General features: G+C 70.8%; 14 protein-coding genes. 4 read left to right on the forward strand and 10 right to left on the reverse strand.

Going from position 1 to position 14624, the window contains the following annotated elements:
* Positions 1 to 29: 29 nt before the first annotated feature.
* The 7 genes from ACLIYP_RS00250 to ACLIYP_RS00280 form a co-directional block, all read right to left on the reverse strand.
* Positions 30 to 1328 (reverse strand): MDR family MFS transporter, encoded by a 1299-nt coding sequence (locus tag ACLIYP_RS00250; protein WP_412711109.1) that lies wholly within the window; start codon positions 1326 to 1328, stop codon positions 30 to 32.
* A complete protein-coding gene (locus ACLIYP_RS00255) occupies positions 1325 to 2428 on the reverse strand; it encodes a PLP-dependent cysteine synthase family protein (RefSeq protein WP_412711110.1) in 1104 nt (367 codons plus the stop codon). The genes ACLIYP_RS00250 and ACLIYP_RS00255 overlap by 4 nt, the downstream gene beginning before the upstream one ends.
* 1894 nt (positions 2429 to 4322) lie before the next feature.
* Positions 4323 to 4592, reverse strand: a complete 270-nt coding sequence (locus tag ACLIYP_RS00260; protein WP_412711185.1) for a hypothetical protein — start codon at positions 4590 to 4592, stop codon at positions 4323 to 4325.
* A 52-nt stretch (positions 4593 to 4644) separates the two neighbouring features.
* On the reverse strand, positions 4645 to 4884 hold the full coding sequence (locus ACLIYP_RS00265; RefSeq protein ID WP_412711111.1) for a hypothetical protein: 240 nt from the start codon (positions 4882 to 4884) through the stop codon (positions 4645 to 4647).
* A gap of 44 nt (positions 4885 to 4928) precedes the next feature.
* Complete coding sequence (locus tag ACLIYP_RS00270; protein ID WP_412711112.1) at positions 4929 to 5195, reverse strand: SHOCT domain-containing protein; 267 nt, start codon at positions 5193 to 5195, stop codon at positions 4929 to 4931.
* Between the two features lie 122 nt (positions 5196 to 5317).
* A complete protein-coding gene (locus ACLIYP_RS00275; protein ID WP_412711113.1) occupies positions 5318 to 6235 on the reverse strand; it encodes a M56 family metallopeptidase in 918 nt (305 codons plus the stop codon).
* Positions 6232 to 6600 (reverse strand): BlaI/MecI/CopY family transcriptional regulator, encoded by a 369-nt coding sequence (locus ACLIYP_RS00280; RefSeq protein WP_412711114.1) that lies wholly within the window; start codon positions 6598 to 6600, stop codon positions 6232 to 6234. Before ACLIYP_RS00280 ends, ACLIYP_RS00275 begins: the two co-directional genes overlap by 4 nt.
* A 299-nt stretch (positions 6601 to 6899) precedes the next feature.
* Here ACLIYP_RS00280 and ACLIYP_RS00285 point away from each other — a divergent pair, with 299 nt between their 5' ends.
* The 3 genes from ACLIYP_RS00285 to ACLIYP_RS00295 all read left to right on the forward strand — a co-directional run bounded on the left by ACLIYP_RS00285 (position 6900) and on the right by ACLIYP_RS00295 (position 10114).
* On the forward strand, positions 6900 to 7940 hold the full coding sequence (locus tag ACLIYP_RS00285; protein WP_412711115.1) for a C40 family peptidase: 1041 nt from the start codon (positions 6900 to 6902) through the stop codon (positions 7938 to 7940).
* Between the two features lie 85 nt (positions 7941 to 8025).
* Entirely contained in the window at positions 8026 to 8451 is a 426-nt protein-coding gene (locus tag ACLIYP_RS00290; RefSeq protein ID WP_412711116.1) for a hypothetical protein, read from the forward strand.
* Between the two features lie 76 nt (positions 8452 to 8527).
* Positions 8528 to 10114, forward strand: a complete 1587-nt coding sequence (locus tag ACLIYP_RS00295; protein WP_412711117.1) for a multicopper oxidase family protein — start codon at positions 8528 to 8530, stop codon at positions 10112 to 10114.
* 360 nt (positions 10115 to 10474) lie between these two features.
* Here the strand turns inward: ACLIYP_RS00295 and ACLIYP_RS00300 are convergent, their stop codons facing one another.
* Both ACLIYP_RS00300 and ACLIYP_RS00305 read right to left on the reverse strand, forming a co-directional pair.
* A complete protein-coding gene (locus ACLIYP_RS00300) occupies positions 10475 to 10936 on the reverse strand; it encodes a helix-turn-helix domain-containing protein (RefSeq protein ID WP_459076335.1) in 462 nt (153 codons plus the stop codon).
* Positions 10937 to 11161: 225 nt separating this feature from the next.
* The gene (locus ACLIYP_RS00305) at positions 11162 to 11467 is read right to left on the reverse strand and encodes a PIN domain-containing protein (protein WP_412711118.1); all 306 of its coding nucleotides are present in this window, start codon (positions 11465 to 11467) and stop codon (positions 11162 to 11164) included.
* Positions 11468 to 11904: 437 nt separating this feature from the next.
* Between ACLIYP_RS00305 and ACLIYP_RS00310 the strand changes: the two genes are divergently transcribed.
* On the forward strand, positions 11905 to 12573 hold the full coding sequence (locus tag ACLIYP_RS00310; RefSeq protein ID WP_412711119.1) for a TVP38/TMEM64 family protein: 669 nt from the start codon (positions 11905 to 11907) through the stop codon (positions 12571 to 12573).
* A 291-nt stretch (positions 12574 to 12864) separates the two neighbouring features.
* On the opposite strand, the gene ACLIYP_RS00315 is transcribed toward ACLIYP_RS00310, so the two are convergent.
* A complete protein-coding gene (locus ACLIYP_RS00315) occupies positions 12865 to 14616 on the reverse strand; it encodes a VanW family protein (protein WP_459076336.1) in 1752 nt (583 codons plus the stop codon).
* Between the last annotated feature and the right edge of the window lie 8 nt (positions 14617 to 14624).

A 14624-nucleotide genomic window follows, 5' to 3' on the forward strand; every position in this document is an offset into this window, starting at 1 on the left:
GCCCGCCCCTGGGTTCACGGACCGGACGGTCAGACGGTCGCGGGGCGGCGCTCCACAACGGGCGACGCCAGCCGGCCGGTGCGGTGCAGGCCGTACAGGGCCGCCGCGCAGGCGAGGCCGAGGGCGAACAGGGAGATCCACGGCAGCGCGGGCATGCCCGCCGCGCGGGCGGCGTCCAGCGCGGCGCCGGTGAGCAGGTTTCCGAGAGTGATGCCGATACCGCAGATGGTGTTGTACAGCCCGTAGTGAGTAGCCACCAAGCGGTCGCCGGAGAGGCGGACGATGGTGTCCATCTCGAAGGGGTAGGCGATCATCGTGCCCACGGCCAGCAGCAGAGCGGCCAGCGTCGGCGGAACCGCCGCGAGCAGCCACAGCCCCGCGCCGGATTCCGGTACGGGCACGGCGGTGGCCAGCAGGAGAGGCACGAACGCCAGGCCCATCACCGCCAGGCCGCGGATCAGTGCCTGCCCGGGTTCGAACCGCGCCTTGCACCATGCGGTCACCCGCGTCTGGCCGAGGATCGTGCTCAGACCGGAGACGGCAAAGAGCACCGCAACGGCGGCCGTCCCGAACTCTCCGTCCCCGCCGAGCCTGCGCACTTCCAGCGGCAGGGCCAGATACACCTGGAAGGAGAGGACGTACGAGCCGATCATGGCGCCCGAGAAGAGCAGGAAGGGCCGGTTGGCGAGGATGCCGCGCCACTGGGCCAGTACGCTCTGGCGGCCGTCGCCGTCCTTCGCCTTGGCGTCCTCGGCCCGCCGGGCGGGCAGGGCACGGATCTGCACGATGCTGAGCAGTGCGAAGATCCCGGCCGCCACCAGGCAGGTGATGCGGAAGTCGACCCCGGTCAGCACCATGCCGACCAGCGGGCCGAGCAGGATCCCGGCCTGGTAGAAGACGTTGAACAGCGCGAACGCCTCCACCCTGCGCTCTCCCGCGTCCGCGGCCAGGTACGCGCGGACCGCCGGGTTGAACAGCGCACCGGCCAGACCGGTCGCGGCGGAGGCGGCGATCAGCGCGGGCAGGGAGTCCACCAGCCCGAGGGTGGCGAAACCGATGGTGCGCAGCAGACATCCGGCCACGATCATCGGCTTGTAGCCCAGGCGATCGGCGAGTGTCCCGCCGACGAGGAACATGCCCTGCTGGCTGAAGTTCCGCACCCCCAGGACCAGTCCGACCAGCCAGCCGGCCAGGCCAAGGGTGCCGGACAGGTGAGCGGCCAGGTACGGCATCAGCATGTAGAAGCCGAGGTTGATGGTGAACTGGTTCACCATCAGCAGCTGGACGCTGCGTTCGTAGGAACGCAGCTGTGCGAGGGTGCCCTTCACCGCGCCTCCCCTGGGACGGAGCGGTTGTCGAGGGTGAGGGGATCGACCACGTCGGTGCACCTGGTCCAGCGCGTGACCTCCTTCTCGTCCGGACGGCCGATGAGGTCCGGTTCCACCGGCGGCGGCCCGTCGAGGAGCCCGTTGCGGGCGCAGTACTCGTCGTCGTACACCGTGCCCAGGTAGCGCTGCGGCCCGTCGGGGAAGATCGCCGCGATCCGCGTGTCGGCGGGCAGCGTACGCGCCAGCCAACCGGCGACCAGCGCCACCGCGCCCACGCTCCAGCCACCGGTGGCGTAGTGCGAGGCCGCCAGCTGACGGCAGGTCCACACCGCCTCGGCCGGGGCGACCCAGTGGACCTCGCTGAAGTGCTCATAGGCCACGTTGCGGGGGTAGATGCTCGATCCCAGACCGCGCATCAGCCGGGGGCGGGCGGGCTGCCCGAAGATGGTCGAGCCGATGGTGTCCACCCCGACGATCCGGATGTCCGGATAGAGCTGGCGCAGCACCCGGCCCACCCCCGCGGAGTGCCCGCCGGTGCCCACGCTGCACACCAGGACGTCGATGTGCCCGGTCTCGGAGGCGAGTTCGAGGGCCAGCGGGGTGTAGGCGGCGACGTTGTCGGGGTTGTTGTACTGGTCCGGGCACCAGGATCCCGGGTGTGCGCCGAGCAGTTGAGTGACCCGGTCGCGCCGGGCCTGCTGCCAGCCGCCCGTCGGATGGGGGTCGGCGACGATGTCGACTTCGGCACCGTAGACGCCCAGCAGCCGGGTCATGGAGGGTTCCAGTCCGGGGTCGGTGACCAGGGTGACGGGGTGTCCGTACACCATCCCGGCCAGGGCCAGCCCCAGGCCGAGGGTGCCGCTGGTGGACTCGATGATCCTCCCGCCGGGGCGCAGGTCCCCGCGGGCCCGGGCTCGCTCCACCATGTGAAGCCCCGGCCGGTCCTTGATGCCGCCGGGGTTGAACCCCTCGAGCTTCGCCCAGAAGCCACGGCCGGGAGGAGTCAGGGGCTCCGATACCCGCAGCAGCGGGGTGTTCCCCACCAAGGACAGCAGGGCGGACTGCCTGGGGGCAGCGGCGGTGTTCGTCGGTGACTGCATCTGTTTCGCTCTCGCTCGATGAATGCTGTGCACGCTCATCTCGCGCGCCACGGAGACCGGGGCGGAGGTCGGTCCGCGCCCGTACCGTCACGCGCGGCAGCCGGTGATGACGGCGGCTGCACGCGAGTGGTCTAGATGCGCCACCGGGCCGTACGGGCCAGTGCTATCCGGCCGGTCCGCGCTCTGCGGCGTCTGTGCGTTCCGGGGCGCGCGAAAGGCCCCGCCGCAGCCGTGGGTACGGCCGCGAGCACCGCCATGACGCCCGCGTCGGCGAGTGGAAGTTCCGCTGCCGGAGTTGCCGTGCGGCCGATCGCGTCCGGTGCGCACTCCTTGGCACCGTGCGGCGCATGAGGTGCGTCGGGCTCCGGGTGACCGGCCGCCGACGCCGTCGACGGGGCGGGGGGGTGCTCCGGTCGGTGGGTCTCCTCGGCACCGTGTGCGATGGCGCACAGGATCAGCGCCAACAGCAGAACACCGCGGACCACGGAGACGAATCGGCGCGGCCGAGGTGCGCCAGGGGTGGCGCACCGGGCGGGCGCAGGCGTACGGAAGCGTGTCGGCACAGGTCCTCCGTGCAGCCGCGGCCTCCCGGAGTGTGACGGGGAGGGGCGGCAGGCATGGGTGGGGGCAGGACGATACTGGTGACTCAGATCTGGGTCCGCCCGCGCGGGCGCCGGGTCCGGCGCACGTCGTGCGGGAGCCGGCCGAACCGCTCCGGTCGCCCACAGGGGGCGGGCGGGAACCGGACAGGCCGGGTAGGGGTTACCAAGGTCCTAGACCTGCTGGACCACGGAAGATCTCACAGCCGTCCCCCCTGTCCCCAGGGACTCGGGCTGGGAAGACCCCTGCTTCGGCACGACACGCACGGCAGTGTCCGATGCACGAATCGACACCGTAAGGCAGGGCGACACCAGCGTCGGACCCTGCTGAGGCTGCCCGGCAGCACAGGACTCGACCGAGTGTGTCCAGCCGTGGCCACTATGCCGGTCGTCCGTCGCCGAGGCACCGGACGGAGTCTCCGCCTCCGGAGTTCCACGCGCACCCGCGGTCGATGTCGCCGTGGGAGCCACCGCGCTGATCGCGAGGTGGCCTTCGACGCTCTCAGTGTTCACACCGTGCATGAACACCATGCCAAGCAGCATCACGGCCAGAGCCAATGCACGCAACAGCGCACCCGCACAAGCGCGGGCCTGCGGTACGCCGCGACGCGACCAAGCCGTGACCATGCCGTGATACTAACGGCTCGCCACAGACCGATTACCAACTCCCCCGCAACGTCGGGTTAACAAGCCAAGCAAATGGCGTATTTGCTTCGGCGAGTACGCCCGGCCCTGCGCATCCCACGGGAGGCGGAGCAGATGCACGGTCGACCGTCGGCCACCATCGACGCCCCGCCGCGACCACCACGGCCCATCACCTCGTGCGGCGAGGGCAGTCCCTCCCCCTCCCCGACCCCGGCCGAAGCTCCTGCGTGTCCGGCGGGCCCGGCGTGTTTCGTGTGCCCGACCGCCATGCCTCCTCAACGGACGCAGGGAGAAGACCTCGTCGAAGCCGGGAGTGACGGTCGAGTCGGTCAGGACGCGGCGGGCGCCGTAGCCAGGCAGGAGGCGGGCCCGGCCGCAGAGGACGGCACCGGCCTCGGCTGCCGGCTCACCGACCGGGATCTTTATCAGGGCTCTTGCCCGAGCCGTTCTGCCCGCGATCAGATCGGTCATTTCTTCTGCAGCCGGCGTCAGGTCGCGCCACGCACGGTGGGGATGCGGCGCCGTACCAGCCCCACACCGCGCCGGCAGGTCTTCTCCGTCCCGGAGCCCGGAGCACCACGCCGTCGTCGTCAGGCCGGACCAGTCCGGCGTGACCGTTCCCCGCCGATGACCACGGGGCGCGGGCGGGGTCAGTCATCACCACGCCCCCTGGGAGCAGCCATGTGCTCCGCCGTGCGCCGTCCGCGGGCGAGGCGGTCCATCCGCTTCCGATAGGTCTCCCGATCGATACGACCGTGCAGCCGCAGGCCGACGCACCACCGCTCGGCGGCCTCGAGCGCGGCGCGGCGCCCGAGCAGCCGGGCCAGAGGCGGGCAGCGGGGCTCGCGGGGCGTGATCAGGCGGGCGGCGTCGTACATCATGGCCGCCAGGATCAGCGTCCCTGCCAGGACGGCCAGCATGGCTGCCACGGTGTCCTCCAGGTGTCCTTCAGCGGAGCGCGAGGCCGGGGCCTTACGGCCGATCGGCTCCGTGCCGGCGGTAGCCGTGCGTGTGCGGTTGGTGTGGCCGCTCGGTGTCCTGACCGGGGCCGCCATGGTGCGTGCCGCGCATCGTGAGGAACATCATCAGCGGGCATGCGGCGGCGATGGTCAGGACGAAGAGCGTTCCGGCGGGCACGCCGGAGGTCGGCGTGCCAACGAGGGCAGTGGCGACCGCCAGCGCGTACAGGCCGTAGTTGGTTTCGCCGTTCACGGCGGGTCTCCTGCTAGCGGAACAGACGGCGGACTGTGCCCCGATCAGGACTTGGCGGAGGGACCGGAGGAGCGCAGGACGGCCAGACGGCTCCGGTACTCCTCCTCACTGATCTCGCCGCGGGCGAACCGCTCGGCCAGAAGCTGCTCGGCGGACGGTCCCGCAGGGGTGCGGGGGCGGTCCCGAGGGCGGTCCAGAGCGCGGAAGAGCAGGACGGCGGCGGTGATGACCAGCGCCCAGAACAGGATCATGCCGAGCGACATCACCCACCATCCCCAGCCGCTGACGTTGTGGCCGTACCAGAACATCATCGCCCGCCACCTCCCCGGTCGACCGGGCCGGTACCACGCCCGCGCCGGCGTTGCCGTCCCACCGCCAGGATGCCTCCGCTGTGGCCAGGGCGCGGAGGCCGATGGTCCCGGCCACGGTGCGGTCAGCCCAGGACCGGACCGCAGGCGATGAGCAACGGCAGCAGGGGCCCCGCGAGGCAGCCGCCGACGATGCCCAGCCGGATCGCGCGGTGCGGCGCGGCCTTGGGGGTGAGGAGCCGGTGCAGCCGGATCGCCGCACTCGGCCCGCCGGCGCCGAGGGCGGCTCGAGGCGCCTGGCCCGCAGCGACCTCGCACAGGGCGGCCGCCAGGGTTTCCCGGGAGTGGGAGCGCAGTGCCCGGTCGTCCGCGGCCATCTCCAGCAGCAGGGCGGTCTGCTCCCGTGCGTGCCGGGCGAGCGGCAGTTTCGGGAAGGCCCGCTCGAACGCCTCCGTCGCCGCGTGGCACAGGTGGTGCCGCCCGATGATGTGGGCTCGCTCGTGCGCGAGCACCGCGTGGAACTGTTCCCGGGAGAGGACCCTGAGCGCTCCGCGGGTCACGACCACCCTGCGAAACCGTCCGGGCAGGCAGTAGACGGCCGGGGTCTCGTGGTCGACGACCACCGCATCGTGCTCTGGAGACGGGCGGCCCACCATGGCGAGCATGTCCAGATGGCGGCGCTGGGCGCGCCGGGTGCGCCATACCGTGCGCAGGAACCAGCCGACCGGGAGCAGCACAACGAGAGCCGGTGGCAGAAGAGAGGCGGGGTCGGCCGCGGTGTGCGGCGCCGGACCGAAGGCCGAAGCCCCGGGGAGCAGACCGCAGGCGGTGAGCAGGCCGAGTAGCCCATCATGAACGTGCCGCTCCCGCAGCGTCACGTGGTACAGGACCAGGGCGACGGTCACGACGAAGGTCACCATCAGCCCGTGCCAGACGAGGACCGCCAGCCGTGGTGCGTGATGGGCCCACCGCGCTCTGGCCAGCGCGTACGGGGCGCCAACACCGACGAGGAAGGCGTATCCGGCAAGCAGCGCCGCTGTCACGCCTCGTTCCTCCGCTGCGCCGCCCGCAGGGCCGAGCGCAGCGCCTCCACCTCATCCGCCGACATCTGCTCGACAAAGCTGAGAAGTGTGCCGGCGGGGTCGGGGTTGTCGCCCAACGCATCCTGCATCAGCGCCGCGGTGTACTGCTGCCGGGTGCAGGTGGGCTCGTACCGCCAGGCCCGTCCCTCCTTCTCCCGCCGGAGCAGGCCCTTGCGGTACAGGATGTCGGCGACGGTCTTGACCGTGCTGTAGGCGAGGGGACGTGTCCTGGTGAGGTCGGCGAGGATGTCCCGCGCAGTCGCCGGACGCCCCCAGGTCCACAGGCGGTTCATGATCTCCGCCTCCAGCTCACCCAGTGGTCGCACGAACCATCCCTCGTCCCGGACTCTCCACTCCGCCGAACCAATGCCCGTTCATCGTAGTGGCCGGACAGGTCACAGCCGCCCTCCTCCCCTTTGGGCCCAACCGGTGATGCTGCACGCGTTACACCGGCGCCGATTGCTTCTAAACCGCTTAGCTGATTAGTATCCGCTCCGAGCCTTCGCACGGTCGGCCGCCCATCCGGGGTGGCGGCGAAGGTACCGCCGAGTCCGCGGCAGATCACGCGGAACCGGGCCGATGTCCCGCGTCCGGCAGGCGGCCGAGGAAGAAGGAGCTCGCCCCCGTGGCGTCCCACCGTCGTCCCAAGCAGCCCAGCCACGCCTACACGACCGTGCTCACCACCGCCGCCGCAGCGGCGGTCGCCCTCACCGCCCAGTCCGCCCAGGCCGACCCTCTGCCGGACCCCAACAAGAAGGGTGTGAAGGCGGAGGTCGACCGGCTCTACGAGCAGGCCACCCAGGCGACCGAGAAGTACAACGGCGCCAAGGAGAAGCACGACAAGCTCCAGAAGCAGGTCGACAACCTGCAGGACACGGTGGCCCGCGGCCAGGACGAGCTGAACAAGCTGCAGGACGGCCTGGGTTCGCTGGCCACCGCGCAGTACCGCAGCGGCGGGGTGGACCCCTCCGTCCAGCTCTTCCTCTCCTCCGACCCCGACAGCTACCTGGCCAAGGCCGCCGCCCTGGACCGGCTCAGCAGCCGGCAGCTCAGCACGCTCAAGAAGGTCCAGGCCAAGCAGCGCACGCTCGCCCAGCAGCGCGAGGAGGCCTCGGAGAAGCTCAAGAACCTGGAGGACACCCGCAAGGAACTGAGGGACAAGAAGAAGGAGATCCAGGGCAAGCTCGCCAAGGCCCAGAAGCTCCTCAACACGCTGAGCGCGAAGGAGCGCGCAAAGATCGCCGCCGAGGAGGAGCGGGCCAACCGCGCCAGCCAGCGGGTCGACCTGGGCAACGAGGCCAGCGCCTCACAGCGCGCGGCCGCGGCCTTCGAGGCGGCCAAGTCCCGGGTCGGCATGCCCTACGTCTGGGGCGCCTCCGGCCCGAACTCCTTCGACTGCTCCGGGCTGACCTCCTGGGCGTTCGCCCAGGCGGGCGTCTCCATACCCCGGACCTCCCAGGCCCAGGCCAACATCGGCACCCGGATCAACTCCCTGAGCGCCCTCAAGCCCGGCGACCTCATCATCATGCGCACCGACCTCAGCCACGTCGGCTTCTACGCCGGCAACGGGCAGATCCTCCACTCCCCCAAGCCCGGCGCCGTCGTGCGGTACGAGGCGATCAGCACCAGCGGCATGCCCTTCATGTGGGGCGTACGCATCGGCTGAAGCCTCCTCCGACGGGCCGGGCCCCTGCGACCGCGATTACCCCCCAGGGGTAATATCGACGCAGAGAGCACATGCGGGAGGTGTGATGGAGCCACGGAGGTTCGTAGCCTGGACCGTCCGGCTGCTCCTGCTGTCCGCCGTCCTGGGCGGCATCGTCACGATGCACTCCTTCGGCCACCCCACCCAGCGGACCCCCTCGCACGGCTCCGTGTCCTCAACCGAGCCGGTGCTCGACGTCTCCGCCGGCCACGCCGCCCATGCGGCGCCGAACACCTCCGTCGACATGCCGACCGCGGATGATCCGGCCCCCGGCGCGGGGCTGGATCCCACATCGATGTGCCTGGCCGTGCTCGCCGTGTGCGCCGTCGCCCTGCTGACCGCCGCAGGCCTCTCGCGCGGGGCCGCCGACCGCCTGGGCGCTGTCCGCGCACGCCTCCTGCGGGTCCTGTGGCCGGTACCTCCGCCGGGAGGCCGGATACCCCTCGCCCGGTTGTCGGTGCTGCGCATATAGGGGTCGCGCCTGCCGCTTCCACCCGGAGCGGCCTCCGCGCCCCCCTTCACGCCGACACCACGAGGTGCACCCATCCATGCGCACAACCACCCGCCGCGCCGTGCTCGGCGCGGGGATCGCCGCTACCAGCAGCGGCCTGCTCGCCGCCTGCGCCGGCTCCTCCAACCACGCCGGCCACGACAACAAACCCTCGGCCGCGCCCGCGGGCGACTACGTCTCGCCCGACGGCCGGGAGGTCGCCGACGCCGAGGCCAGGCGCAACCCCGGCCCCGAGCGGAAGGTGAAGCTCACCGCGGTCCAGACCCGGCTCGACCTGGGCGGCCCCACGGTCAGGACCTGGGCCTACGGCGACCGGCTGCCGGGCCGGGAGGTCCGCGTCACCGCCGGGGACACCCTCGCCCTCACCCTCGCCAACCACCTGCCCGAGTCGACCTCCGTGCACTGGCACGGGCTGGCGCTGCGCAACGACATGGACGGCGTGCCCGACCTGACGCAGCGGCCGATCAAGGCCGGGGCCTCCTTCGAATACCGCTTCGCCGTCCCGCACCCGGGCACCTACTGGTTCCATCCGCACTCCGGTGTGCAGCAGGACCGCGGACTGTACGCGCCGCTGATCGTGGAGGACCCCAGGGAGCCGCTGCGGTACGACAAGGAGTGGGTCGTCGTCCTCGACGACTGGGTCGACGGGGTGGAGGGCAGCACCCCGGACGCCGTGCTCGCCGAACTCAGCAAGGGCATGGGGGACATGGACCACGGCGACATGGGCCACGGCGGCCATGACATGAGCGGCATGTCGGCGGCCGAGGAGAAGTCGCCCTCGCCCGGCGCCTCCGGCCCGTCCCGGATGATGATGGGTGCGACGAGCGACCTGCTGGGAGGGGACGCGGGCGATGTCGCCTACCCCTACTACCTGGTCAACGGCCGCACCACCGACGCTCCGGAGAGTTTCCGCGCCAAGCCCGGCGACCGCATCCGGATCCGGATCATCAACGCGGGCGGTGACACGGCGTTCCGGGTCGCACTCGGCGGCCACGAGATGACCGTGACGCACACCGACGGCTTCCCGGTCGAGCACGCGACGACGGACGCGCTGCTGCTCGGCATGGGCGAGCGCTACGACGTCCTGGTCACCGCCGAGGACGGCGTCTTCCCTCTGGTCGCCCTGGCCGAAGGCAAGAAGGAGACGGCCATGGCGCTCCTGCGCACCGGGAGCGGCTCCGCGCCGGGCCCGTCCGTCCGGCCGGCGGAGCTGTCCGGACGGCTGCTCACGGCCGACCGGCTCACGGCCGACCGGAGTGTGCGTCTGCCCGCCCGCAAGCCGGACCGGACGGTGAAGCTGAAGCTCACCGGCGGCATGGCCAAGTACGACTGGGGCTTCAACAACAAGCGGTACGACCCGTCGCAGCGCTACCCGATCCGCGCCGGCGAGCGGGTCCGCCTGGTCTTCACCAACACCACGACGATGTGGCACCCCGTCCATCTGCACGGCCACACATTCGCCCTGACCGGCGGCGGCCCCCGCAAGGACACCGCGATCGTCCTGCCGGGCAAGACCCTCACCGTCGACTTCGACGCGGACAACCCCGGCCTGTGGATGATCCACTGCCACAACATCTACCACGCCGAAACCGGCATGATGACCACCCTCGGCTACCGCAGGTAGAGACACCTCCGGGCGGATCTGTGCCGCCGCAGGCCGTCCGGGAAGTCCCAGGGTGGGCACCGGCCGGTGCCCACCCTGGATGTGGCGGGTATGGCTTCAGACCGTGACGAGTTGCGCCTGCTGCGGGATGGCCGGTGCCAGTCGCCCGGTGCGGTGCAGGCGGAGACCCGTCTCGGCCGCAACCATGCCGCAGCGGTAACCATCACATGCTTCACGGAACCTCGCCGTGAACGTCTACGAGCGGCATTCCTCCACGGCGCGATACGCCCCCGCAGAGAGGGCGAACGGGTGGCGCGCCCTGTGCCGCGCGGCCGAATCTGCCACCGCTTCGCGGTGTGCCCGCCGTTGCGGTGGCGGTATTCAGCGCGGCGAACAGGGTGGTGACTCTGCCGCACACAGTCGTGGGTGCGGCGCTCGGGCATGCCCGGCATTCATCGGCAACACCGGTGCGGACCGGTCCAGCGCCTGGAGCCTGGTCTTCCTGTCCACGCACAGCACCAGCGCGTGCTCGGGCGGAGCCGGATACAGCCCGACGATGTCGCGGACCTTGGCGACGAACTGCGGGTCCCGACTGAGCTTGAAGGTGTCAATCAGGTGCGGCTTGAGGCCGAAGGTGCGCCAGATCCGAAAGACGGCCGACTGCGACAGGCCCACCTCGGCGGCCATCGACCGCGTCGACCAGTGGGTGGCGTTCTGCGGCGTGGCCTCCAGCGTTTTGACGATCACCTCCTCGACCTGCTCGTCGGTGATCGTCCGCGGAGCTCCGGGACGGGGCTCGTCCACCAGCCCGCCCAGCCGGTCGCGGACGACCCGGCCCGCCACCGTCCCACGGTGTGCGCCTCCCCACCGAGTCGGGCGGCCACGTCCTTGTTGGATGCCCCGGTCGCGCGCTCCGGCACGATTCGGCACCGCAGGGCCGGCGCCTGCGATGATCTCCGGCGCCTGGCCCAGCGCGTCAGGGCCTCGTGCTCCTCGTCGGTCACCACCAGCTCGGTCTTCGGCCGCCCCGTCCTCGCCATCCGGCCATCGTGCCGGACCGCCACACACTTACGCAGCGAAACAACGACTCAGAGGGCGTTTGGCGGAGAACTGCTGCAGGAGCTCAAGCTCGTTGAGCGGGCTCATCCCGGCGAACATGGTGGTCGCCTCGGCGGCGGTGCAGGCGAGGTCCATGACGAGCCGCTGAGGTCCCTCATGGGTGAACTGCTTGTAGCAGTCGGAGAGGACCGCGATCTCGGGGGCTTCTCCGCGAGGCCGTCCCTTGCGCTCGACCTCGATCATCCCGGCCCGGATCATCGGCATGACGTACCCGGTTGGCCTGTCGAACGCCAGTCCTGCGGTGGGGATGGCCATGAACCGCTCCTGTCTCGGCAGTCTTGGCCGTCGCGGCCTGTCGGCTTTCTGCCGGCCCATCGGCATTGTCTCTTTCGCTCGGGCCTTCCTGACCGGCCCAAGGAGGAACACACCTGGTGCGTCGTTCCGCCGATCGAATGCCATCCGCGAAGCGTGTCCGCTCCTGCCTGCCGGTTCGAAAGCCGTGTCCCTTTCTGCCCCTTCCTGATGTTGCCGGAAAGGGTCCGAAAGCTCGGACGATCCAGCCGGCCTGGCGCCACTGGTCAGTGTTGAGGATGCCGCGGGCGTCGATCACGCGAAAAAAGCACCCCTGTGTCGCACGAGCCTGGCTGCGCGGGACGCACTTGCGCCCGATTGACTTCACGAACCTTTCTGGTATGGACATCCTGTCCGCCGCCTCAGAATTCCCAAAAACTCCCGGTCGGTACACTCGCACCGTGCCCATACCTCCGCTCGTCCGGCTGGCTCTCCTCGTCACGCTGCTGGTGGCCGCGGCAAGCTCCCTGCTCGTGTGGAGCCCACGACAGCTCCTCCTCCAGGGCTTTTCCTCCGGACCGTATGCGATGTGGGCCGCGCCGGCCTTCGTCGCCGTCTTCGCCCTGGCGACCCTCGCTTTCTTCCCCAAACCGGTGCTGAACGCGGCGGCTGGGGTTCTCTTCGGCGTTCCCCAGGGACTGATGCTGGCTGTGGCCGGAACGACCCTGGGCGCGGCACTGGCCTTCGGCCTCGGACGTGGCCTTGGGCGGGACGCGCTTCAGCCGCTGCTGAAGAAGAAGGTCCTCGCCGCCCTGGACCGCCGACTTACCGCTCATGGCTTCCGGAGCATGCTGCTCCTGCGCATGGTGCCGGGCATTCCGTTCCAGGCCATCAATTTTGCCGCCGCCTTCTCCGGAATACGCCTTTGGTCGTTCACCGCCGCGACGGCGGTCGGTGTGCTGCCGGGCACCGCCGCGTACGTGACTGCCGGCGCCTCGGCGTCCTCCCCCACCTCGCCCGCCTTCCTGATCTCGACGGCGGTCATGGTCGCCATGGCAGCCGTCACCTTCGTCTCGCTGCGACGAGCCCAGCAGGCGATGCCGCCGCACGACGCCGTCGGACCGGCCTGATCCGCCTCGGCCGAGAGGTATCGGTCCGCCGCCGGGAGTCCTCGCCCATGCGGGAACTCTCCCGGCCCCAGGCCGGGGGAAGGCCGGTCCTGCCGCCTTTGGCGCCGGCCGCTCGACCGACGACCACACAGCCGATGGATGTGACCAGCCGGACCCGGAGCCGCCGGCGACCGCGCCAACGCCCCATGACCTGTGACGCCGCGTCGGACGGTCGTGATGCGCGTGGCCCCGCCGGACGGCTTCCCGCCCGGGGCGCGGTGCCGGATCCGGGGCTCGCCGACCGGCGGCCGCTCAGTCGCAAGTGACTTCGTCGCGGGGCACGTACCGGGTCTTGAAGGTCTCCCGCTTGACTTCCTTGCCGTCATTCTTGAAGACCTGGTCGACCGCGACGTCGAAGCCTTCGAGCGGGGTCTGCGGCACGCACTTCTCCCCGGAGCCCTTGCGGGTTCCCGGCTGCTTGACATTGGTGCGCGGGCCCTTGACCGCTTCGACGGAGTCGTACTTCTTGGTGCCGAGGAAGGTGACCGTGACGGAGGTGTCCGTGGCACGCGCGTCGATGTAGATGGCGTTGCCCGAGTCGTTCCGGAACTTCAGGTCGAGGCTGCCCCAGGCCACCGTCGCCTCCCGGCCCTCCGGGTAGCGCTCGATGTAGAACGAGTGCGCCCGGTACTCGACCGGCTTGACGCCGGCGAAGAACACCGCGTTGAAGACCGTGGTGGCGACTGCGGAGACGCCGCCCCCGGCCGCCTTCTCGAACTGGTCGCCGTTGATGATGATGCCTTCCACGAAGCCGTTGGCCTCGGTCCGCTCGCCCACGGTGCGGTTCAGGCTCCAGGTCTCGCCGGGCAGCACGACCGATCCATTGATCAGCTCCGCGGCACGGCCGATGTTCGTCACACGGTACGGCGCGGGCTCGAAGTTGACGGTGAAGCTGGACATCTTCTCCTTGATGCCCAGTCGGCCGACGTTGTCGCGGGTCAGCTTCGGCTCCACCTTCTCGGTGGCCACCGCCGCGGTGCGGGCCGTACCGGCCCTGGTCAGCAGCGGCAGTACGGCCTCCTGGACCGCCTCGGCCGTGACCTCCTGGCCGGGTTTGCCGTCCGAGGCCACCACGACCCGCTCGCCGTCCAGGCGCAGCTTCGCGTTGACCGCCTTGTCGGTGGCCTGTGTGAGCGGGCCTGCCACCGCCGGATCGGCCAGGAGCCCCGTGCCGTCGAGTGCCGGTGTGAGCCGGTTCGTCTTGTCGGGTTTCATCGTGAGGTGTTTGCCGAGTGTCGCCGGGCTGATCTCGATCTTCCGGCCGCTCGTGGTGAGCGTGACCGGGGCCGACATGGCGGGCGTGGCGAACTCCTTCATCGCGCGGTTCACCTCCGCTGCCCCGACCCGGGGATTGGTCGTACGGACCGGCAGCCGGACCGGCTCCGCCGTCCGGCCGGGTACCACTGAGGCCAGCGTCCTGAGCGCTCCGTCCACGTCCAGGGACTGTCCGGTGACCGGCTTGACGGGCACCGGTTCGCCCCCGTGGAAGGTGATGGCGCCCTCCCGGGCCTTGCGATCGTGTGTCTTCGCCATCCTGGCCAACGTTGCGCGGGCCTTCGTCTCGTCGACGCGGACGACCGGGTCGACTTCGCGGTCGCCGCTCGTGAACAGGCGGCCGATCACGGTGAACGGGTCGGACCCCGCCTGTGCGGCACGGGCGACGGTCTCCTCGCTGTCCAGAGCGAGGCCGGCAGCAGACGGGTGGATGGTGGCGGTGCTGTCGCCGACGCGCACCTTCACCGGCTCCGACCAGGCCCCGCCCAGGCTGCCGTCCAGCTTCTCCCGTGCCTGCGAGCGGCTCAGCCCTCCGATGTCCACGCCGCTCACTCTGGTGCCTGCGGGAACGTCGTCATCGCCGGCCAGCAGGCCCAGCAGATACAACCCGCCGAAACCGACGCCGACCGCGGCGCCCGTCACCAGCGCGACACGGTCTATTCGGCGACGACCGGCCGGCGTGGCGTCGGTGATGTCGGCGGGCGGGTCGGCAAGGGATGAGCGAAGCACTGATTCTC

The sequence above is a fragment of the Streptomyces nanhaiensis genome (assembly GCF_046614825.1).
Lineage (GTDB): Bacteria > Actinomycetota > Actinomycetes > Streptomycetales > Streptomycetaceae > Streptomyces > Streptomyces radiopugnans.